The sequence below is a fragment of the Deinococcus sp. QL22 genome (assembly GCF_023370075.1).
Lineage (GTDB): Bacteria > Deinococcota > Deinococci > Deinococcales > Deinococcaceae > Deinococcus.
On record NZ_CP097149.1, the window covers coordinates 1,631,631 to 1,650,024 of the forward strand.

32 protein-coding genes and 1 pseudogene are annotated in these 18,394 nt (G+C 59.7%); 24 read left to right on the top strand and 9 right to left on the bottom strand.

Annotated elements, in window-relative coordinates:
- Positions 1-68 precede the first annotated feature (68 nt).
- From M1R55_RS07970 to M1R55_RS07995, 6 genes are all read left to right on the top strand, one after another.
- Positions 69-794: a hypothetical protein gene (locus M1R55_RS07970; RefSeq protein ID WP_249391291.1), complete on the top strand. Its 726-nt coding sequence runs from the start codon at positions 69-71 to the stop codon at positions 792-794.
- 56 nt (positions 795-850) lie between these two features.
- On the top strand, positions 851-1,213 hold the full coding sequence (locus tag M1R55_RS07975; RefSeq protein ID WP_249391292.1) for a hypothetical protein: 363 nt from the start codon (positions 851-853) through the stop codon (positions 1,211-1,213).
- 20 nt (positions 1,214-1,233) lie between these two features.
- The gene (locus M1R55_RS07980; RefSeq protein WP_249391293.1) at positions 1,234-1,554 is read left to right on the top strand and encodes a hypothetical protein; all 321 of its coding nucleotides are present in this window, start codon (positions 1,234-1,236) and stop codon (positions 1,552-1,554) included.
- A gap of 8 nt (positions 1,555-1,562) precedes the next feature.
- On the top strand, positions 1,563-2,036 hold the full coding sequence (locus tag M1R55_RS07985) for a hypothetical protein (RefSeq protein WP_249391294.1): 474 nt from the start codon (positions 1,563-1,565) through the stop codon (positions 2,034-2,036).
- A gap of 8 nt (positions 2,037-2,044) precedes the next feature.
- Positions 2,045-2,398, top strand: a complete 354-nt coding sequence (locus M1R55_RS07990; protein WP_249391295.1) for a hypothetical protein — start codon at positions 2,045-2,047, stop codon at positions 2,396-2,398.
- A 160-nt stretch (positions 2,399-2,558) separates the two neighbouring features.
- Positions 2,559-2,978: an META domain-containing protein gene (locus M1R55_RS07995; RefSeq protein ID WP_249391296.1), complete on the top strand. Its 420-nt coding sequence runs from the start codon at positions 2,559-2,561 to the stop codon at positions 2,976-2,978.
- Positions 2,979-3,085: 107 nt separating this feature from the next.
- Here the strand turns inward: M1R55_RS07995 and M1R55_RS08000 are convergent, their stop codons facing one another.
- Complete coding sequence (locus M1R55_RS08000) at positions 3,086-3,517, bottom strand: hypothetical protein (RefSeq protein WP_249391297.1); 432 nt, start codon at positions 3,515-3,517, stop codon at positions 3,086-3,088.
- Between the two features lie 317 nt (positions 3,518-3,834).
- Positions 3,835-4,242 (bottom strand): hypothetical protein, encoded by a 408-nt coding sequence (locus M1R55_RS08005; protein WP_249391298.1) that lies wholly within the window; start codon positions 4,240-4,242, stop codon positions 3,835-3,837.
- 169 nt (positions 4,243-4,411) lie between these two features.
- On the opposite strand from M1R55_RS08005, the gene M1R55_RS08010 reads away from it, so the two are divergent.
- The 3 genes from M1R55_RS08010 to M1R55_RS08020 are packed head-to-tail and all read left to right on the top strand — an operon-like array spanning position 4,412 to position 6,895.
- Positions 4,412-4,927: a hypothetical protein gene (locus M1R55_RS08010; protein ID WP_249391299.1), complete on the top strand. Its 516-nt coding sequence runs from the start codon at positions 4,412-4,414 to the stop codon at positions 4,925-4,927.
- The gene (locus tag M1R55_RS08015; protein WP_249391300.1) at positions 4,845-6,536 is read left to right on the top strand and encodes a phage tail tape measure protein; all 1,692 of its coding nucleotides are present in this window, start codon (positions 4,845-4,847) and stop codon (positions 6,534-6,536) included. The genes M1R55_RS08010 and M1R55_RS08015 overlap by 83 nt, the downstream gene beginning before the upstream one ends.
- Positions 6,536-6,895 carry a hypothetical protein gene (locus M1R55_RS08020; protein ID WP_249391301.1) on the top strand — a complete coding sequence of 120 codons (360 nt, stop codon included), beginning with the start codon at positions 6,536-6,538 and terminating at the stop codon, positions 6,893-6,895. Before M1R55_RS08015 ends, M1R55_RS08020 begins: the two co-directional genes overlap by 1 nt.
- A 157-nt stretch (positions 6,896-7,052) precedes the next feature.
- Here the strand turns inward: M1R55_RS08020 and M1R55_RS08025 are convergent, their stop codons facing one another.
- Positions 7,053-7,343 (bottom strand): hypothetical protein, encoded by a 291-nt coding sequence (locus tag M1R55_RS08025; RefSeq protein WP_249391302.1) that lies wholly within the window; start codon positions 7,341-7,343, stop codon positions 7,053-7,055.
- Positions 7,344-7,453: 110 nt separating this feature from the next.
- Here M1R55_RS08025 and M1R55_RS08030 point away from each other — a divergent pair, with 110 nt between their 5' ends.
- The 7 genes from M1R55_RS08030 (at position 7,454) to M1R55_RS08060 (ending at position 11,460) form a co-directional block, all read left to right on the top strand.
- A complete protein-coding gene (locus tag M1R55_RS08030) occupies positions 7,454-7,783 on the top strand; it encodes a hypothetical protein (protein WP_249391303.1) in 330 nt (109 codons plus the stop codon).
- 355 nt (positions 7,784-8,138) lie between these two features.
- Positions 8,139-8,540 carry a hypothetical protein gene (locus tag M1R55_RS08035; protein WP_249391304.1) on the top strand — a complete coding sequence of 134 codons (402 nt, stop codon included), beginning with the start codon at positions 8,139-8,141 and terminating at the stop codon, positions 8,538-8,540.
- A gap of 9 nt (positions 8,541-8,549) precedes the next feature.
- On the top strand, positions 8,550-8,969 hold the full coding sequence (locus tag M1R55_RS08040; protein ID WP_249391305.1) for a hypothetical protein: 420 nt from the start codon (positions 8,550-8,552) through the stop codon (positions 8,967-8,969).
- Complete coding sequence (locus tag M1R55_RS08045; RefSeq protein ID WP_249391306.1) at positions 8,923-9,444, top strand: hypothetical protein; 522 nt, start codon at positions 8,923-8,925, stop codon at positions 9,442-9,444. The genes M1R55_RS08040 and M1R55_RS08045 overlap by 47 nt, the downstream gene beginning before the upstream one ends.
- 814 nt (positions 9,445-10,258) lie before the next feature.
- Positions 10,259-10,516, top strand: a complete 258-nt coding sequence (locus M1R55_RS08050; RefSeq protein WP_249391307.1) for a hypothetical protein — start codon at positions 10,259-10,261, stop codon at positions 10,514-10,516.
- Between the two features lie 249 nt (positions 10,517-10,765).
- The gene (locus M1R55_RS08055) at positions 10,766-11,122 is read left to right on the top strand and encodes a DUF4326 domain-containing protein (protein WP_249391308.1); all 357 of its coding nucleotides are present in this window, start codon (positions 10,766-10,768) and stop codon (positions 11,120-11,122) included.
- A 155-nt stretch (positions 11,123-11,277) separates the two neighbouring features.
- Complete coding sequence (locus M1R55_RS08060) at positions 11,278-11,460, top strand: hypothetical protein (RefSeq protein WP_249391309.1); 183 nt, start codon at positions 11,278-11,280, stop codon at positions 11,458-11,460.
- A gap of 9 nt (positions 11,461-11,469) precedes the next feature.
- Here the strand turns inward: M1R55_RS08060 and M1R55_RS08065 are convergent, their stop codons facing one another.
- Together M1R55_RS08065 and M1R55_RS08070 are read right to left on the bottom strand one after the other, a co-directional pair.
- Complete coding sequence (locus M1R55_RS08065) at positions 11,470-12,288, bottom strand: IS3 family transposase (protein WP_249394170.1); 819 nt, start codon at positions 12,286-12,288, stop codon at positions 11,470-11,472.
- Between the two features lie 23 nt (positions 12,289-12,311).
- Positions 12,312-12,542, bottom strand: coding sequence for a transposase (locus tag M1R55_RS08070; RefSeq protein ID WP_249391310.1), 231 nt, complete (start codon positions 12,540-12,542; stop codon positions 12,312-12,314).
- A 136-nt stretch (positions 12,543-12,678) separates the two neighbouring features.
- On the opposite strand from M1R55_RS08070, the gene M1R55_RS08075 reads away from it, so the two are divergent.
- The 5 genes from M1R55_RS08075 (at position 12,679) to M1R55_RS08095 (ending at position 14,748) form a co-directional block, all read left to right on the top strand.
- Complete coding sequence (locus M1R55_RS08075) at positions 12,679-12,957, top strand: response regulator (protein ID WP_371827089.1); 279 nt, start codon at positions 12,679-12,681, stop codon at positions 12,955-12,957.
- Between the two features lie 334 nt (positions 12,958-13,291).
- Positions 13,292-13,480 (top strand): hypothetical protein, encoded by a 189-nt coding sequence (locus M1R55_RS08080; protein ID WP_249391311.1) that lies wholly within the window; start codon positions 13,292-13,294, stop codon positions 13,478-13,480.
- 71 nt (positions 13,481-13,551) lie between these two features.
- The gene (locus M1R55_RS08085; RefSeq protein WP_249391312.1) at positions 13,552-13,704 is read left to right on the top strand and encodes a hypothetical protein; all 153 of its coding nucleotides are present in this window, start codon (positions 13,552-13,554) and stop codon (positions 13,702-13,704) included.
- A 184-nt stretch (positions 13,705-13,888) separates the two neighbouring features.
- Complete coding sequence (locus tag M1R55_RS08090; RefSeq protein WP_249391313.1) at positions 13,889-14,287, top strand: hypothetical protein; 399 nt, start codon at positions 13,889-13,891, stop codon at positions 14,285-14,287.
- A 146-nt stretch (positions 14,288-14,433) separates the two neighbouring features.
- Positions 14,434-14,748: a prepilin-type N-terminal cleavage/methylation domain-containing protein gene (locus tag M1R55_RS08095; RefSeq protein WP_249391314.1), complete on the top strand. Its 315-nt coding sequence runs from the start codon at positions 14,434-14,436 to the stop codon at positions 14,746-14,748.
- Between the two features lie 123 nt (positions 14,749-14,871).
- On the opposite strand, the gene M1R55_RS08100 is transcribed toward M1R55_RS08095, so the two are convergent.
- Positions 14,872-15,378: a hypothetical protein gene (locus tag M1R55_RS08100; protein WP_249391315.1), complete on the bottom strand. Its 507-nt coding sequence runs from the start codon at positions 15,376-15,378 to the stop codon at positions 14,872-14,874.
- Between the two features lie 298 nt (positions 15,379-15,676).
- On the opposite strand from M1R55_RS08100, the gene M1R55_RS08105 reads away from it, so the two are divergent.
- Positions 15,677-16,159, top strand: coding sequence for a hypothetical protein (locus M1R55_RS08105; RefSeq protein ID WP_249391316.1), 483 nt, complete (start codon positions 15,677-15,679; stop codon positions 16,157-16,159).
- Between the two features lie 63 nt (positions 16,160-16,222).
- On the opposite strand, the pseudogene M1R55_RS08110 reads toward M1R55_RS08105, so the two are convergent.
- Positions 16,223-16,342, bottom strand: a pseudogene (locus M1R55_RS08110) (IS630 family transposase); the annotation flags it as partial.
- Between the two features lie 28 nt (positions 16,343-16,370).
- Between M1R55_RS08110 and M1R55_RS08115 the strand changes: the two are divergent.
- On the top strand, positions 16,371-16,844 hold the full coding sequence (locus M1R55_RS08115) for a helix-turn-helix domain-containing protein (RefSeq protein ID WP_249391317.1): 474 nt from the start codon (positions 16,371-16,373) through the stop codon (positions 16,842-16,844).
- Between the two features lie 20 nt (positions 16,845-16,864).
- Entirely contained in the window at positions 16,865-17,335 is a 471-nt protein-coding gene (locus tag M1R55_RS08120) for an IS630 family transposase (protein WP_249391318.1), read from the top strand.
- A gap of 63 nt (positions 17,336-17,398) precedes the next feature.
- Here M1R55_RS08120 and M1R55_RS08125 read toward each other — a convergent pair whose 3' ends face one another.
- Positions 17,399-17,887 carry an IS630 family transposase gene (locus M1R55_RS08125; protein WP_371827090.1) on the bottom strand — a complete coding sequence of 163 codons (489 nt, stop codon included), beginning with the start codon at positions 17,885-17,887 and terminating at the stop codon, positions 17,399-17,401.
- Positions 17,874-18,386 (bottom strand): transposase, encoded by a 513-nt coding sequence (locus tag M1R55_RS08130; RefSeq protein WP_249391319.1) that lies wholly within the window; start codon positions 18,384-18,386, stop codon positions 17,874-17,876. The genes M1R55_RS08125 and M1R55_RS08130 overlap by 14 nt, the downstream gene beginning before the upstream one ends.
- Between the last annotated feature and the right edge of the window lie 8 nt (positions 18,387-18,394).

Here is an 18,394-nt window from a genome sequence, read left to right on the forward strand (position 1 = left end):
TCCTGGACGGCTCCAAATTTGTCACTGCAGGCCGCGAGGTCTACGGCGTCCGTGCGGGCGAGACCTTGATGACCGACTTTGGGTTGATCGAGTCCCTCGAGGTGGCCCGCGACGAAGAGAAGCGGACGTTGACGGGCCACCGCCGGGGCAAGAGCGAAACCTACAAGGAACTGATCGACCGCAGCACGTTCACGGCCACCTTCCAGACCTCCAGCACCGCCGATACCGCTGTCCGCGAGTGGTTCCAGGGCTCCACCGCCATGGTCACGGCCCGCGCCACGGTGGCCTTCACGGTGAGTGACCCAGTAGACGTGGGCGACATCGTGGACGAAGCCGGACGGGTATACCGCGTGACCGTGGCCGGCGTCACGGGAGCAGCCGAACCCGTGTGGCCCACGGCCTACGGCGCCCTGGTCGTCAGTGGAACGGCCACCTTCCAGGATGTGGGCACCCAGGAAGAAAACAGCATCTACGCCTACAGCAACGCCGCAAACATCGCCACAGGTGGCTTCATCATCGTGCAGAGCACCGAAGACAGCGAGGGTGCAGGCGGGCGCAGCCTGATCCGGATCTTCCCGAACGGCAATATTCAGGGCACCGGCAACCCGGACATTCAGGATTTTGACGGCTACGAGTTCACCATGACCGCCACCAAGAACCGGAGCTTCGCGCCGCCGGTCTCCCTGGGCAACTTTGGAAGTGCCAAGCCCGACGGCTTTGTCTACGACGTCCCGAACGACATGCTCGAAGCGGCGCTGACCACGCTGGCCACTGCCCTGATCGCGTACGTCTAAACCCTCTCCCGGCCCGTGCCGCTTGGTACGGGCTGCGCCCCCAACACGAGATAACCATGCCATATGCCCATCCAGTGACCCTGGCCAACCACGTGACTGTCACGGTCACCGGGTGGGGCCTGGGCGATGTTGCCAGCCATGCCGCCGATGTTCAGGCCGTGATTGACGCCCTGACGGCCCCTCTGCGCGGGACGCCGTCCCCCTTGCTGCTTGGCGCCGTTGTGCCTGTGCTGGCGCGGGTGCTTCAGCTGAGCCTGACGCGCCCCGAAGATGCCCAGCACCTTGCGATCTGCGACCTGGCCCCGCTGCTGCAGGCTATCTGGGATGTGAACGGCCTGGCAGACCTGGCAAAAAAGTCGCTGGCCCGCCAGTTGCGGGCGCAGACGAGGTTCCGGCAGGGGTCGCCGCCCTCTCCCTGATCGAGCAAGCACTGGAGTATTTGACTTGGGCGGAAGTGCAGGCCACGCCGCCTGATGTGCTCCGGGTTCGTCTGCAGGCCCTGGAGCGCCGCCGAAAACGCGAGCGCGCTGAAGACCTCATGGACGTGGCCATGAGCAACGAAATCAATCTCGGCCAGGAGCTTAAGGGCCGGGTTCCGGCGAGCACCTTGCCCTATAAGGTGCTCAACACCCCGTTTCAACGCTGGCACCGGGCACTTGAGCGCGAGGGGTTGGGCCTGCCGCCCGAGGAACTGTTACTGGAGCGCGGCGCTCGTCTGGCGGCTGAGAACCGCAAACTCCGCAATGCCCTGCTGAACTGAGGGAGCCCATGAAAGTGACCATCAAGCGCGGGCAACGCAACGTGTTTCAGCGCCGGGCGGCCCTGCTGAGTGCCAGTTTGGGATTGATTGCCGCGGATGGGGCCAGAAGTGCCGAGCTGCAGGCCAAACGCTCATTGAATTTGAACGTCTATGGCACTCTGCCTGGGCAATACACCCGCACCAATAACTTGCTGAACCAAATCTACGCCTCTGGGCAGGCCAATCTGGGCACGCTGGGCATCCTCGTGGGCGACCGCGCTCCGTATGCCTCCGAGGTCGAGTACGGCACAGGGCCACATGAACTCTCGCCCGCCCAGCTGCAGGCGTACCTCGACACCCTGCCGAGGGGCGGTCTGCTGCGGTTTGGCCGCACGGGGCAGGCGTACCTCCTCCCGGGGCCGTACCTGGGGCCAGCCACCGTGTTTGCCCGCACCCTCACCCGCGAGCGCCTGCGCACGCTGATGCTCACGCTCTGGACCTAAAGGACACCATGAGACACACCCTTGAACTTTCCGATGGTCTCCCCCTGACCGTGCAGGCCTTGCTCCTGGACGACCTGCTGGAGCACCCTGACGTGTTGCCGGATCTGATTTCCGACCTGAATGCCTTGATCACGGGGCTCGGATCGCGGCTGACCCACGAACGCCTGACGGCGGCGGAGGCCTTGAGTCTGCTCGACCGTGCCGAGGTCGAACGAATCCGTGCCAGCGACCTCCCCGACATGCTCGAAGCCATCTTTGAAGTCAATGGGTTGCGAGAATTGACCCAGCAGGTGCTGCACCTGAAGGTGGCAGGGCACGGGGCGCAGGGGGAAGCGCTGCAGGCGTTTGAGCAGGCGCCGTGAGCGCAAAAAGAGGCCCGCGTGATGGCGGGCCTTTTTCTTGGAGGAAACGATGCCGACAGGTTCAGCTGAAGGAAGGGCACTCGTCCAGCGGCCCTTTGCCGAACTGGTCAGCCCTGACAAGACATCAGATCCTCATCACCTGAAGCGGCAATGTTGAGCTATGCGATTTCTCCTGTTGCCTGGCCTCTTGATCACTGGCCTCGCCTCCGCTCAAGCTGTCCCCGCGCCCTTGAACGGCATCTGGCAACTCAAAGATATGAAGGTGTTCGGGAAAACCGAACCGAACTTGCCCCTCACCCAGCTGGTAATTTCGGGCGGGCAACTTGGAGGCAATATCGGTTGCGGCACCTACTCGGGTACCATCGCGGCGGCCAACAATCAGCTCAAGATTCGGGTGATGCCGTTGCCGCCTCGCCCGAATGAGCGGTGCCTATATGCCCTGCCGGGCGCCTTTCATGGGGCCTTGAATGCGTCTGAAAGCTACATCATCAGTGGAGATACCCAGTTGTTGGTGCTGTTCTCCAAGACGACCCAGCTGACGTTGAAACGGATTGGTTACGTCACTCCAGTCAAGCCCTAACCGCCCTGAAGACAGCAGGAGGGCCCGCAATCACGCGGGCCTTTTTCTTGGAGGGAATGATGACCAAGGAAAAGCCCCCGCACTGGGCGGGGGAAAGGTAAGGAGACTTATTTCCTGTGGAGGCCTTTGTTTTTCCTCCTCGTCGTGCTCCCCAACTGCTGGCCCTTGAGGTAGCTGGCTTCCATCTTCTGACGCGTGGCCGCCGCCAACGCTTGAAAGTCTACGGCCCCAGATTCGATGCTCTCTAAGGAAACCTGAACTTTAGAGTTTCTGCTTTTTTCCAGTTGCGCGTTTGTTTCTTCAAACCACGCTTCAAATTCAGGTGTCGCTTCAAACATCATCTCTCTGACCGATTTGCTGGACGCCTTGTCTGCATCTCGACGCTTGAACTGTTTGGGCAACTCAAATCGGACGCCCGGCAGGTCGACTGCTTCAAACTTGCCTTCACGTACTGCTGTTCGAAATTGCTTGATAAATGCATCACTGCGTTGGGGATTGCTGAGTTTTTGAACCTGCTCACTGAGTTTGAGATACGCCATAAGGTGTTGTATCAGGTCACTCAGAGAGAATGAAGAGGTCACTTATGGAGAGGAAGCCCTCTTCCATGCTTAGTTTCTCTGGGTTTGTTGCAAAACGAGCAGAAACAAAACGAGATCAATGCCGAGAAAGACCTGGGAGAGGGCCGTGATCCACCGGTCGGGCAGGAGCCTCCGGCGTCGTTTCCGTCGTGTGGTCTGTCTGCGCTGCATAGCGTCGCCAACTTAGCACTGGTGAGCGGCAGACCCTGACGGGAGACCCTCTGAACTCAGGGCAAGACTACGAGGTTCACTTGATTGCGGGCCTCGTCGTACCGGCCTCACTTGGCTTCAAACACTCTGAAGTCTATAATTTTGCCGTTTTTGACATCGCAAGAAATCCAGGCACGGGTGGGGTCGGGCTTGCCATCATTTTTGCGTGCCTCATCCAACCAATAGAACTTATCTACATCAAAGTCACTCCTGTTGACACGGTTTGCATCGCCATTGTTCGTCCACCTGTCGATGGGGCCGTATTCAGCCTGTGCCCGTGCTTGACAGAGCTGGACGACTTGAGCCCGTTTCGCTTGCGTAAAATATTTGATGTGGAGTACGCCTGTGTCGACCATGAACCACACTGCAGCGCCTGCCCCAAGCAGGATGAGCCCCACCAACCACAGGGGGGTGGGTGCTCTGGTTTGCACTGGAGCGGCACGGTTGGCCAACGGTTCTTCCTCGCGGGCGGTCACACGTGGCGGTGGGTTTCTGTCCATGACTCACACCCTACCTGTTCATCCTTCTGAACCTCAGCATTGCTGCTCCCTTATCCGGTGACGCAGCCGCCCTCAACCCATTCAACTGTTAAGAGCCGCCCTCTATGGGCGGTTTCGCTTTGCCCTGAAGAGAGGTGGTACGAACATGGCGATTTTGCAAGATCAGTATCTACTGGACGTCAACCACGCCCTGACCCAGCTCAAGCGGGTGGACGCCGAGATGATCCGCATCACGGCAGTTCGGAACATCAACCTGAACACCACCAGTGTCACGCGGGCGCTCTCGCAGGTTGCTACGCTCCGGACACAGCTCAACGGGCTGGGCAGTGCCAACGTGCGGACGATCAGCATTCGGCTGAACGCGGGCAACCTGACCGGCTTGCCGGGCCAACTGGCGCTGGTGGAAAAGGGCATCACGCGGGTGACCACTGCCGCTGCCATGAATCTGGGGGTGACGAGCCGACTCACTGGTGTGTTCGGGTTCATTCCGGGGCCGATTGGGCTGTTTGCTGCTGCTGCCACGACTCTCACGGGGGCGCTCACGGGTCTCACGGCAGCTCAGAGTCTCAATAGCAACAGTGGGCGTCAAGCAACTGGGGGAATTTCAGGCAGCAGTCAACACCCTGAACGCGCAGGGGCCGGGGCTAGGGGACGGTCTTGATGAGCAAATCCGTACCCTGCAAGACGCGGGCGGACGGGTGGGTCAGCAGTTCACCCGTGCTCAGCTGGGCACCGGCGTGGCTGACCTCACCAAACAGGGTTTGGAGTCTGCGGACGCCCTGAAGTTGGTGGCCACCAGCATAAAACTGGCTGGGGCAGAAGGCCAAAGTCTGACAGAGAGCAGCAAGCTCTTGCTCGGCAACCTGCGCCAGTTTGGGTTGGATGGCCCGGAAGCTGCCGCCGCTGCCGCCAAGTTCGGGGACGTGTTTGCCAAAGGCTCTTTGCTGGCCGCATCGGGCGCGAAAGAACTTCAGCAAGGTTTAGCTGTGGTTGGCCCTATCGCGTCACGGGCAGGCTTCAGCCTGGAAGAGACAACTGCCATCCTGGTCGGATTGGATAACAAGGGGTTGAAAGCCAGCACGATTGGGGCCAAGGCCTTCCGCGCCGTTTTGCTGGCGCTCGCCAGCCCGACCGCCGTTGCCCGCAAAGAGATCGAGGAACTCGGCGTCTCCACCCGCAATTACGACGGATCTGCCCGCGACGTGCGGGACAGCCTGAATGATTTACGTAAAGCCGCAGGGGTGTCAGGCAAGAGCTATGACGCCGCGACTGAAGCGACGCTGAGGCAGGCGGACAGCTGTGAAGAATCTTGCCACCTCGTACACCGACCTCCTGGGCCAAATGAAAGGCATTCAGGATGCGGGCGCGGAATTGCGGAAGGTGGCCTTCGGAGAAGACAAGGACGGAAAGCTTGCCAAACCCTTCAACTTCAACGAGGAAAGAGCCCGCCTGCTGGCCATCGAAGCCCGGCGGGATGCGGCCCAAAAGAATTGGCAGCAGCCATCAAGAGCGGCGACAAGCGGCGGATTCAGGCGGCCACCCAGGAACTCGCCACCCAGCAAGACCGCTACAACAAGCAATACGACGACTTCGCTAAAAATGGCGGCCAGATCGCTAAAACGGGCCAGAAGGAAACTGAACGGCTTTCCAAGCTGGTCGATGAATTGGGCATCCAATATGACCGGGATGCCATCGCCCTGCAGAAGCGGGCGGATCTGGTGCAGCAGGAGAGTGAAATCGCCCTTGATCTTGCTCAAATCCTGGTGGACTTCGGCATGGATCAGGACGCCCTCTTTGGGCAGCGGGTGGATCTCGCCGCGCAGGAACGGGCCAGCATGGACGTCTTCAGCGAGGCGGTCAAAGCTCTGGCGGCAGCAGCAGTCCAGTTGCCGGCCCCAACGGCGACGGTGGCCCAGACGGCTCCCCAGGTCGCCCCTCCCGCCCTCAGTACTCCCCTCGCCACTGGAATCGATGCCTCCCGCTGGGCTGAGCCACTTCAAGCGGGAGGCCAACTGGCGGGCCAACGCTTTGCGGAACAGGTGCAGGCCGTCCTAAGCCGTCCCTTCAACATCACCCTGGACGTGAATGCCCGCCTGAGCGGGGCCATGCCGAAAGCCAATGTCCCCACCGGATCTAAGACGGTGACGATCCACAACAACTACGACCTCAAGGTCGAGAACCACGGGCCTGAAGTGGATGCCCAAGACCTTCTGAATCAACTCAAACGATTGGCTTCACGCGATCAGGCGTGGACTGAGGACACCTGTTAATGGACACCGATCCCCTGCTGCTCTACCCTATGATTCTCCGTATTCAAACGCCGCTGGGCCTGGTCGATTTCGATTGGAGCGAACCCGCTCTGGATTCGGTTCAGGCTGAGACGGTGCGGGCCAGCGAACTCAAAACCCTGCTGAACGGCATGGGGCGCTTCGCGGTCGCGGGGCAAGTGACGGCCACCCGCCTGCGCATTCAAAGTGGCCCGCCTCACCACGCTGTTGGGCGGCAACATTCTGATGGCCAAGCAGTAAGGGGGACGTATGCCTGTACCCGTCAACGCCAGAACCGATTTTTCTATGATCCGCCTGATCAAGTACGCGGAAACCTTTCAGACGCCCACCGGAACGGGTAAACCTGGTCAGACGTTGACCAATGCCCGCCCCCTCTCTGGGGCCGTCTACCCGCGTCCGACCCGCTAAGTCCCGCCCACGCTTCCGGCAAGCTGGGCGACTTTTCATGCCGGTAGGAGGCCCATGAAACGATGTGATTCAGAACAGGGCTCAGTCGGCTCAGCGCAAGACAGCCCACACGGTTACGCCCACGACCAACGCCACAGCCAACATCAGCCAGACGAGGCGGTTAGGTGCGGGCTTGGCCACCGGGGCTGCCTCGCCTGGCAGAGTCCAAAAGCCCTGCGCCAAGCGCTTGCGAGCGAGCGCCTGTTCAGGGGATTCCGGGGCCGCTGGCGTGTCCTTAGGCGGAGCTGTCTCAGCCACCACGGGTTCAGGTGGGGCAGCGTCCACCTCATCCCAATCTTGGAGCCGAGGCGCATGCCGTCCGACCTTTGGTAACTGATCCATGTCGATTACTTTACATTCTTTCAGGGGTCAGTCGCTAGACCCGACCTCACATGATGATTCATCCTCTTCCCCCGCCCAGCAGGTCAAGCCTGAGCGGTTTTCCTTGCCGATTGGAAGCCCATAAAATTCGTTCTGCTCGCCTCGCTGTTGGTCGGCAGTGCGCCACCGCTCACCCACCCCCCATCCGCCTCGCCGCCCGTTGCTGTGCGGTTGCCGCTGCCTTCCCTGCACCTGATCCAGCCTGCCTGACCGTGCACCTGAATCTGCAAGGCGGCGTGCTGGCCCTGACTGCCGCTGAACCCACCGCCCCGCTGTTGGGTTGCACCGACACTCCCGCCCCGACCTTGCAGTGGAGGTCTTTGAGCTGGACGGTTGGCGCACTTGCCCGCAGCCAGAATGATTTGCCCTTCATCCCACCGCCCATTGCGACCACTTCTTGAGGTCTCGTTCATCCTGTAATTCGGCGAACTTTTCCAGCAACGCGTCCAGCGAAGATATGGCCCTTATGGATCGCCGTATTCCTCAGACAGAGCTGACCAAAGGACGCAGGCTGTACGTTCGAAATGGCTGGGCACGTCTTCCGGTGACGGTGTTGGATGTCACGGCAGAACGCATTGTGGTGCGCAACGCGGCTGGCCTCCGAGAAGAATACTTACGGGATGGACGTGAGGTCTTGTGGGCCCTCCCCGTGGTGGGGGCTGTTTCAGAAAGTTATCTCAGTCTGACCTGACCTCAGTTCATCCTTGCCCGCTCAAGCCTGACCGCTGGGCGGTTTTCCTTGCCGATTGGAGGCCCATGAACCGAACTCCACGCCTCTTGCCGCTGATGCTCCTGGCGGCTGCACTCACCCTGGGACGGGCACCCCTCGCTGCCTTCAGCGCCCCTGCCCCACCCCCCTCCTGCACCGTGCAGGCCAGTGCGAAGCCCACCATCACCCCCGGCATCTACACCGTCACCGTCGCCGTCACGTCCGCCTGTCCACCCAACGGGCAGGCCAACGTGCGACTGGAGTCCTACGTGGGCGAACAATTTCCCCGCAACAGTTGGTTCAAGGTGCGGCCCGGTCTGCCTCTCATTCGTTCCGGCACCCCCTGGTACTGGCGGGCGCGGGTACGCAGCCAGAGCGGCGCGGCCAGCTACCCCGTGATCATCCCTGGCATGACCTCTCCGTTCTCTCCTGCAAGGCCTTCACGATGAGGAGGGGCCGTGACTCCATCTATTTTTGCTGCCGTGGACTGGTACCTGGTGCTGTACGCGGCAGGCATGGGCGCCGTCATGTCACTGCTGATGATCTGGCGCGAACGCAACGCCCAGAAAAGCTGCAACCTCCCACTCAGCCCGTGGACGGCGCTGATTCCCGACGCCCTGATCGCCAGCTTCAGCGGCACGTTCGCGGCCCTGCGCACGTTCGAGGGCATCGGGTTTATCTCGGCGCTCGCGGGCGTGCTGGGGCCGCCGCTGTGGGACTGGATCAAGCTCAACGGCAAAGACACGCTCTTCGAGTGGGCCGAATCGGTGGCCACCGGGGGCCTCAAGAAACTGGCCGAAGCGGCCAACAAACGCAAAGGAGGGCCGCTTGATGACCAGCAAAGCAAGCCCACAACGCCCGACGACTCCACACGCTGAGCGGGCCAGCCGCTTCCTGCGGGCGTACAACCCACTTCAGCCGCCCAAGTTGCGCTTCTGGCATGCGCTGCTCGGCTTCGTCCTGTTGGTGTTCTTCCTGGCCTGCGTGGTGGCGTCCGGGGTGGCCGGAGAACTGGGCCGCATAGCGCTGCAGGACAACAGCTGGAAACTGACGGTGCTCTGGATCGAGGGGATCGCGGTGCTGTGTCTGGTGGCCCTGGTGGCCGTGCGGTCGATGAGCGCCCTGATGTATGTGGCGCTGACCTTTCAGGTGATTGCTATGGGCTTCTGGCTGGGCATCACCCGCACGGAACAGCTGCCCTTCACGCTGATCAATTTCTTGGTGTTGGTCATCCTCACGCTGATTCCGGTGCGGATCATCACACGCCCAAACGAACAAGACCAGCTGGTGCAGACGCGCCAGGATATGCATTTGCCCAAAGTGTTGGCCGTACAACTGATGGTGAATTTTTGAGCTGAAATGGGAGCGCCGACCACACCCTGAATAGGTGCATTTCCGCTATCTACAGCGCTGCCCGTGGTGGTGATGGCCGCAGGAGCCATCAGCTTCACGTTTCCGAGGGGCGGCGGCAACACCACGGTGACTTCCAGGCTCACCTTCCGCGTTCCTCCGCCGACCGAGGTTCCTTGAGAAGACAGCAGCACTTTGGAGCCGTTGGCGGTGGCCGTAACGACGAAACTGCCGCCCTCCAGCGTGCCGCTGCCTGTAGTATTGAGGGCCGCTGCCAAGGCCAGAGCGCCTGCTGCAGAGGTGGTTGCCGTCACAGCAGGCGGGGTTCCCTTAAGCAAGTAGTTCATTCGAGCCATGCTGCGTTCTAAACCCGCGTTGGCGACATAGAATGCAGGAATCTTTCTGGATTCGGAGTTCACAGCTTGTAAGGTAGTCACTGAAGTCGTCGTGGTCACGAAGACAAGCATCAACACCAGCATGGTCAGACTCAAGACCATCACCAGCACAAAACCATCCTGTCGTGCTTGTTTCATAGGTATCCTTTTGACTCCGTGACACTTGTGAAAATGCCTTTTAAGATGAAAAGTGCTTCGCCTCAATTCCGAGGCTTTCATAAAATATTAAACAATTTTCTATTTATGACATACCTCTGATTGGGTGTTGCCATTATGTTTAAGCCTATCCCGTAAGGAATTTTTAACCCAAAGGTCAGCCCGGCTCGCCATTTGATTGGTTTCCGCTGGTTATGGAAGTGAGCATGATTAATCATTAAGACCCGCTGACCCCGCCACCTCTCACACGCCTTTACCCTCAGCCTATGCATCCGCGTGACCTGACGCCTGTCGAACTTGCCGACCTGCTGGACGCCGCCTACCGCCAAGACCGGGGTCTGACCCGCGAAGGGCCTGATCTGGAATTGCGCGTAGAGCTGGCCGATTACCTCGGCTGTCATCCCGACGTCCAAGCTGAAGCGTGGATGGCGTGGCAAGAGCTGATGGCCGACGGCGGTGACGTGGACGAAGACGAGGCCGAATACTGGCTGGACGTGGAGTTCGTGGAGCCGTGTCCCAGCTGAACCGAACTCGACGGCGAAGCGCTGCACCTGACCTTCCCAAGCGTGGCCACAGCATGCCAGGGCAGAGCCCAGCGAGGCAACAGGAGATCTGGTCTACCCCCCAAGGCTAAAAGCCTTGACCTCGGGCGTTATCCCTGGCGTGCTGAGCCAACGGACGGGACAGCACGTATCGCAGTCGCAGGTAGAGCGATGTCATGGGGGAGGAACTCTGTGGGACGGCACAGCCACGGCTGTACCATTGGAACAATCATGACCGTGACGGTTCACAACGCCCGCAAGCCCCTTCCAGAGGGGTATACGCCGATCTATGTGGGCCGCAAGACCACCTATCAACCGGCGTTTGGCGCAGACTTCAGCCTCCTCGGCAACCCCTTTGTCATCAATCAAAGGGCCACCCGAAGGGAAACGGTCATCCTCTACCGCCAGTGGCTTCCGACCCGCCTGCAAGCCGACACCCCCCAAGCCCGTGCTTTAGAAAGTCTAGTCGAGCGCGTACGGTCAGGGGAGAGCCTGCTGCTCATCTGCTGGTGTGCGCCGCTGGACTGCCATGCCGACGTGATCAAAGAGGAACTGGAGCGACTGGTGGGCCAAGCCGCTCAAGATTGATGCTGATACTGATGAGAGAACCCTGCCTGAGCGCCGAAACGAGGATTGGGAATCGGTTGAGAAGAGCATCTCCGTCCTTCTGACTCAGCCACCCTTCAGTTACACTCGGGGATGAACGCTCCAGACTTCGCACTGCATGAGGCTGGACATGACCCGTGTCTTCAACCGTGACTGACATGCTCAGGGTGTTGCTGATTGATGACGATCCCATCGACCGGCTGTTGGCGGCTGAAGCCTTTTGCATGCTGGATGAGTCGTGCATTCTGGTGACCGCAGACAGTGGCCGGGCGGCGCTGGAACTGTTGGGCTGGCCCCAATGTTTGGACGACTGCGAGTAGAGACTCGGCTCAGATACAGGGTACAGGATGTGAAGCCGATTGAGCCAGCCAGGTGGCGGCGAACTCGTCTGGCGTTTGGTAGGACAGTGAAGAATGTGGCCTATGGGCGTTATAAAACGCTCGCCAGCCTTCAATGAGGACGCCTGCATGTTGGGCCGAATAGAACACTTCTTGGCTTAAACATTCTTCTCGCAAGCGGGAATGGAAGCTCTCGGCAAAACCGTTCTGCCAGGGTTTCCCCGGTTCTATGAACCGGGTACTGATGTCTTGCACGGCCAACCAAATGCCCAAATCACGAGCAATGAACTCCGATCCATTGTCGCTGCGCAGAAAGTTGGGGGCACCTCTTTCTTTGATGACTTCGTCCAGGACGGCTTTCACGTCTATGGACGTGAAAGCCTCTGCGACGCGGATGGCCAGAGATTGCCGGGTGAACTCGTCCGTAAGTGTCAAGATTTTGAGGGTGGTGCCTCCAAGGGTTTGGTCGAAAATGAAGTCGTAGGTCCAGACGTGATTGGGGCACTCCGCTTTCATAGGGATGGTGTTGCCAGTGCGCATTTTCCGGCTGGGGTTCTTCTTGATCGTCAGCTGCTCCTCCCGCCAGATTCGTCTCACTTTCTTCCTGTTGACCTTGTTGCCTTCTTTGACGAGCAGCGCGTGGATGAATCGAGAACCACGTCGCGGATGTTGCCCCGCCAGTTCGCGAATCCGACGACGAACTTCATGGTCCTGGCGCGGTTTGGGCCGATAGTGCCACGATGATTTAGGCAGACCTACCAAGAAGCAAGCCCGTTCGGGCTTGACCCGCTGCGTGACCAGTTCTCGCACCAAAGCACGCTTCTCAGTGGTCGTTATCGCTTTTTTGCCAAGACCTCCTTGACCGCCTCGATTTCGAGGCGCTGCTGGCCGACGATCCGCAATAACCGCGCATTTTCCTTCTCCAAGTGGCGCAGCCGCTTAGCTTCATCCGGTGTGGTATCGCCGTACTTCTTTTTCCACGTGTAGTACGACGCTGGGCTGCATCCGAAGTCCCGGCACAACTCTTCTATGGGCTGTTGACCTTTCTTGGCGTCCTGCAGCAACTTCCCGGATCTGGTCTTCCGTGAATTGCTTCTGTTTCATAACATCTCCTCGCCTTCCAACCTGACAAATCAGGGCTGGAATGGCGAGCTTTCGTCTCTACTTCACGCCGTCCAGTTTTTGGGGGGCACTCCACTGTTGGAGCACCCCGACACCCTCATTCCAGATGTCGTGTTGCTGGACATCAATATGCCGAAGATGAATGGGTTTGAGGTCTTGGCTGCCCTGAAGCAACACCCTCGCCTGCAGACGATCCCCGTTGTGATGCTGTCCACTTCTCCGAACTCTGAAGACGTGACTCAGGCCTACACGCTGCACGCCAGCGGGTACCTGATCAAATCCGTCCGGTTCCAAACCTCGCTGAAACAAGTCGAGACCTTTATTGATTTTTGGCTGAAGCAGCGAACAATCCATTGAGGCAGGGTGAACTGAGCGTGTTCCCAATCCACTGTTCATACAGGCCATCAACAAAAAACCCGCCAATCATCGCGGAGCAGCTGATGGAAAGCTCTACTCCCGCCGAAGCGTGCGCGAACCAGAGCAGGGGAGGGGGCCGAATCGCTGCGGACAACTTCGGATCTCTGCCCAAGCTGGAGCGGGGGCGATGAGAGCTCTGACTTTTCCTCTGCGAGAGTTGCGTCAGAACCGGAGCTTTAGGCTGAGCCATGACACTCAGTTCTGCCCCTTGCTTGTGGCGTGTTCAGCCCTGCACCCCATGAGGGAGAGCGAATGGCGCGCTTGGTTGGAGAGTTTGCCTTCCACTCGCCCTCACCTCCACGAAGTGGGAGCAGAGCTGGAGCGGCAAGCGGTGGTCACTGAAGCCCAATTGAGGGCCGCCATCTGGCAAGGCAACAAGGCACAGGAGCGGGCCGCCCGAATTCAACTGAATGAACTCAACAGCAAATTGCTGCTGATCCACGCCCGCGTGCGGGTGAACTGATCTTTCCCGTCACCCCCGCTTTGACTCCGACTCTTCGGCTGCATGGCGGGGGTGCTGTGGCAGCATGACCCATGCCTGCTGGTGTCAAGATCACCATTGCCCTCACTGCTGAAGAACTCCGCCGCGCAGAGGCCGCGGCCCAGCGCACCGCCCTGAGCCTGGAGGCATCTGGACGCAATGCCGTCCTGAACGCCTGCCGTGACATCCAGCTGGCGTTGCCTTAGTACAAACTCGCACCAACTCACGCATATCCATAAAAAAGCTGCCTCCGAGGACAAGGTCTGGACAGAGGAAGAACTCCGCGAGCGTGGCCTCCCCTTGTATTGGAGCCGGGCCTGGGTAGGCGATGAGTTGGCGCGTAGGCACAGCCACGCCGAAATTGCCATCAATGCGGGAGGGTACCGAGTGATGGCAGTCAGCAAACACCTGCGCCGCATCCACGGCATTGTCCAGATAGAGCAGAAGACGCTGGGGCAGCAGCAAGACATTTACGCCCGCATCGCGCAAGGGGCCACCCGTGAGCAGATCATGCAGGAATTCCGGCTGAGCGAATTTGGGGCCGCCAAGTACTTCCAGTTGGCCGAGGCCGAGCAGGAACTGAAATTGCGATTCCGGCAGGAGATCGAGCGCGTGACCTGGCCGGCGACCCGGCCTGAAATTGTTCAAGCCCTGTTTGTCGAAGCGGCCCACCGCACCACCAACTGGCTCAGCGTGCGGATGAAGAAGGGTTGGCTAGTGCGCCTTCAGCAAGGGGTGTATGAGCCGAGTGTGGAGTTCTTGAAGTCCCTCCCTCGTCAGACTGATTAGAAGGACTAACTCAAATGGATTGTTAGAATTTTGTTAGAAGCCGTAAATTGAGATGTCTCTACCAGTCAGCGAGTGCTCACTGCCTGCCATACCCGTCCAACCAGACTCATCTATGCCTTATCTGGGCGGCCACTCAGGAGACACCCATGAAGAACCACACGCAAGGCTTTACCCTGATCGAACTCCTCATCGTGATCGTTATTATCGGGATTCTGGCTGCAGTCTTGATCCCTAACCTGTTGGGAGCCCGCAAGAGCGCTACTGTCCGTGCAGGACAAGCCCACAACACCAACGTATACAAGGCCGCTGTTGCTTCTTTGGCTGACAGCAGCAGCGAAACTGCGGGAACTATCGTGACCGACCTCGGCGGCGCTGATTGCGCAGACAGTGTTACTGGTACCTTCAGCGTTTCTGCAGCCCCCACGGGTACGACCTCTTGTATCGTTGGCCGCAGTGGGTGACGACGACTTCACCGTCACCACCGTCATGAGCGCCGCTGGCAACTCCAAAACCTTCCTCAACGGCAAAGAAACTCCCTGAGCTAACCCAGCTTTTAGCCGCCCTTCGGGGCGGTTTTTTTACCGCTATGCCGGGGGCAGGCGGCGCTCGAGCACCCAGCCGTTGGGGGTCTGGGCCAGTTGCACCGCTGACCACACCGTCACCCCCTGCAGTTCCAACCGGCTGCGGCCTCCCGCTGGGGTGCGTTCAACGCCCGTCACCACAGCGATGACGTTCAGCTGCCGGGAGACCGCCAGTAAGAGCACTTCCAGCTCGGTGATGCCCTCAGCCAACTGTTCAGTGACGAGGATGGCATCTCCCGTGACATCTGGGTCGAGGTTCAGCAGCGTCCAGTGTCCGCTCTGAGCGTCCGGCGTGGCATTCAAGGTCGGCACGCCGCGGGCCTCACTCAACAGGGAGGCCAGGTGCGCAGCACTGGGGAGCGCGATCACGGCGGCGAACTCGGGCAGCAGGGCGCTGAAACGGTCGGCGACCCCGGCCCAATCCTGGAGTTCTAAGCGGGCCAGACGGGCCGCAAGCGTGTCCTCTGAGCGCAGGGCCGCCGCGATGACGTTCTGGAAGTGAAGGAGCATTCGCTGAGCATACGGGCTGGGAGGCTCCCGGCGAAGAGGGACACGCTTCCGTCCGTCTGGACGCTGCCGCGGCTGACGCTAAAGCGGGCTGCCGCTGTGCTCTCACTCTTGACAGCGCCCCTGCCCCAGCTTCGGCTGTAGTCATTTGTTTTATTTAAGAAAGGGACTATGTGTCAGTCCCCAAATTAAGTCGAGTGGGCAGGACAGCAGCCTCTCAGGCTCAGGTGCTGGCGTGCTTCAACGATAGCCTCTCACGCCCACTTCACTGTCCTCAGGCCCAGTGTGTTCCAGTACAGCGATGAAACCCCTTACCCCTGCCTACACTCTGTTCGCCGTCCTGGCTTTGGCTCCAGCACCTTACGCAGCGGCAGCCACCCCTCCCACGCTGGTCGTTGCCGGGTGGAACACCGCCCAACTCGCGACAGCGTCCTACGCCATCTTGGAGCCTCAGGTTGAAGGCAACAGCAATTTGGTGAGCGCCGAACAGCGCAGCAGCATCCTCGCGGCCATGAAGCGGGATTCAGCGGGCGCCATTGTTCGCCGGTATCCGAGCGCCAAGATCGTGGAGGTGGCCACGCCTGGTGCCATCAATGTCACGCCCACGTTCGTCGCTCCCAACAGCCTGGTGCCGTGGGCCAAGCTGGGCGGACGGCTCGCCTTTCAGTTGCCTGAGGGCCAACAGATGGTCGTGCAAGAAACTTTCGGCCTGGGAACTCTGTTTCAGCACGGCGGTGAGTTCGTCAATTTTATGTATGACACACTGGCCAAGCGCCTGCCCTAATCGAAGTGGCTCTCTTGCCTTGTTTTAGTCCGCGACTCACTTGCTTCCCCTATCGATTCCGGTTTAAATCGGAGTTGCCGCCATGAGCCGTTGTGGCAAGCTGATGTATCGCACTCGCTGCCAACCCGCACGGAGCCGCGCCTTGAGTTCTTTGGTCGTCTTGGCACAAAAATTGCCTAGTACAGCGTTTTGCAATTTAGTAGAGTTAGTTATGCCTCGCCCTCTGCTGTACAAAGTGGAATTGAGCCCTGAGCAGGAACAGACTCTCAAAGCCATCACAACGAAAGGGACCCACAAGGCGCGGGTCATGACCCGCGCTCAGATCTTGCTGATGGCCCATCGGCAACTGGGTGATCTGGCGATCAAGGAAGCCCTGGGGATCAGTGTGCAGATGGTGCAGTCGATCCGAAAACACTTCGTGCTCGGAGGGTTGGACGCGGCGCTCTATGATGCCCCGCATACCGGCCGACCCGCGAAATTTACGGGCCAGGATCGGGCGGCCATCACGGCACTGGCGTGCCGTGAGGCCCCGACAGGCCATGCCCAGTGGAGTATTCGCCTGCTGGCTGAAAAAGCCGTGGAATTGAACGTGGTGGACGGCATTGCGCCGTCCACGGTGTTCTACATCCTGAAAAAAACGCGGTCCAGCCGCACCGCAAAAGGTAGTGGTGCATCGCGCAGCTGACGGCAAAATTCCTGTGTGAGATGGAGCGTGTCCTCGACGTGTATGTCCGGCCCTACGATGAGTGCTTCCCGGTGTTGTGCTTCGATGAGCAGCCCTGTTTCCTGATCGGCGACGTGATGGCCCCGGTTCCAATGGAACCGGGACGAGTTGCAAAGCAAGATTATGAATACGAACGATTCGGGAGCGGCGCGGTGCTGCTCGCGGTGGAGCCTCGGACGGGTCGACGGTTCGTCAAGGTGTGTGCCCGACGAACGGCCGAGGAGTACACGGCGTTGATGCAGGAGTTAGAACAGGCCTATCCAGAGGCGGTTCAGATCACCCTGGTGCAGGACAACCTCAATACCCACCATGGGGGCAGCTTCTACAAATGGATGTCCCCAGACCAGGCCCACCGGTTGGTGGACCGATTCGAGTGGATCTACACGCCGAAACACGCCTCTTGGCTGAACATGGCGGAGTTGGAATTCAGCGCTCTTCAGCGGCAGTGTTGACATCGGCGGATTCCTTCGCTGGAACGACTTCGTTCCGAAGTCGAGGCCTGGGTCGCCGCGCGTTCACGCGCGGCCATCACGCTCAACTGGCAGTTCTCGACTCAGGCCGCCCGACGAACCCTTGGATGCCACTATGAAACCATTCGTATTAATTGAACGTCGTACTAGAATATTGCGCTTGACGTACGCCCAGACCTTCTCAATGGGATTCAACTCTGGGGAATAGGGCGGCAAATAAACCAAGGTCAGCCGTTCTACAGTTTCCACGAAGGCCGATACGGCCTTCGCTCGGTGGATGGCCGCGTTGTCCAGCACCACGACCATCTCGCCTGGAACCTGCTTCAAGACATGGTGCAAAAATGCCAGCACATTGTTCGTCTTGCTGGTTCCTGCCTGCGTGTGTTGCAGGAATTGACCCATAGAAGTGATTGCCAAGGTGGTCGACAACTTCTGCCAACTGGCCGGAAGACGCACGATGGGCGTCTTTCCCTTTGGGGCCCACGTTCGGCGCACCACACCCTTCAGACTGAAACCCACCTCATCCAGATACACCAGGGTCGCGCCGAGCGCGACCTTTTTTTTCGACCTCTAGGCGCGTGGTCTGCACCCAGGTTCGCAGTGCCGTCTCGTTCTGCTCGAGCGCTCCTTTGCTCGGTCGTTGAGGTGAAAACCCGAGGCCATGGAGCAGTTTGCGAACATGATCCGGGTGGTACCACACGCCGAACCGACGACCGATGACCTCACGCACGCGAGGCGTCGTCCACGTGTCATCCGGAAACTGGGAGGCGTGAGCACCCTCCTGCAGGAGGGTGCCGATCTGTTGCCGCTGTTCCGGCGTCAAGCGGCCCGGCCGACCGGGCGTGACGGTGGCTTCCAGACCACCCTGCTTGTTGAGACGCTGCTTCCAGGTGTAAATGGTGTGGATGGAAACGCCGAACTGATCGGCAATCTGCTGGTTGGATTGACCACCGGCTTGAATCACGGGCAGAGCGGTGAGCCGTCGTTCTTCAAGTTGAGCGCGGGTGTACTTGGAGGGTTGCCAAAGGGCCATACTTCACC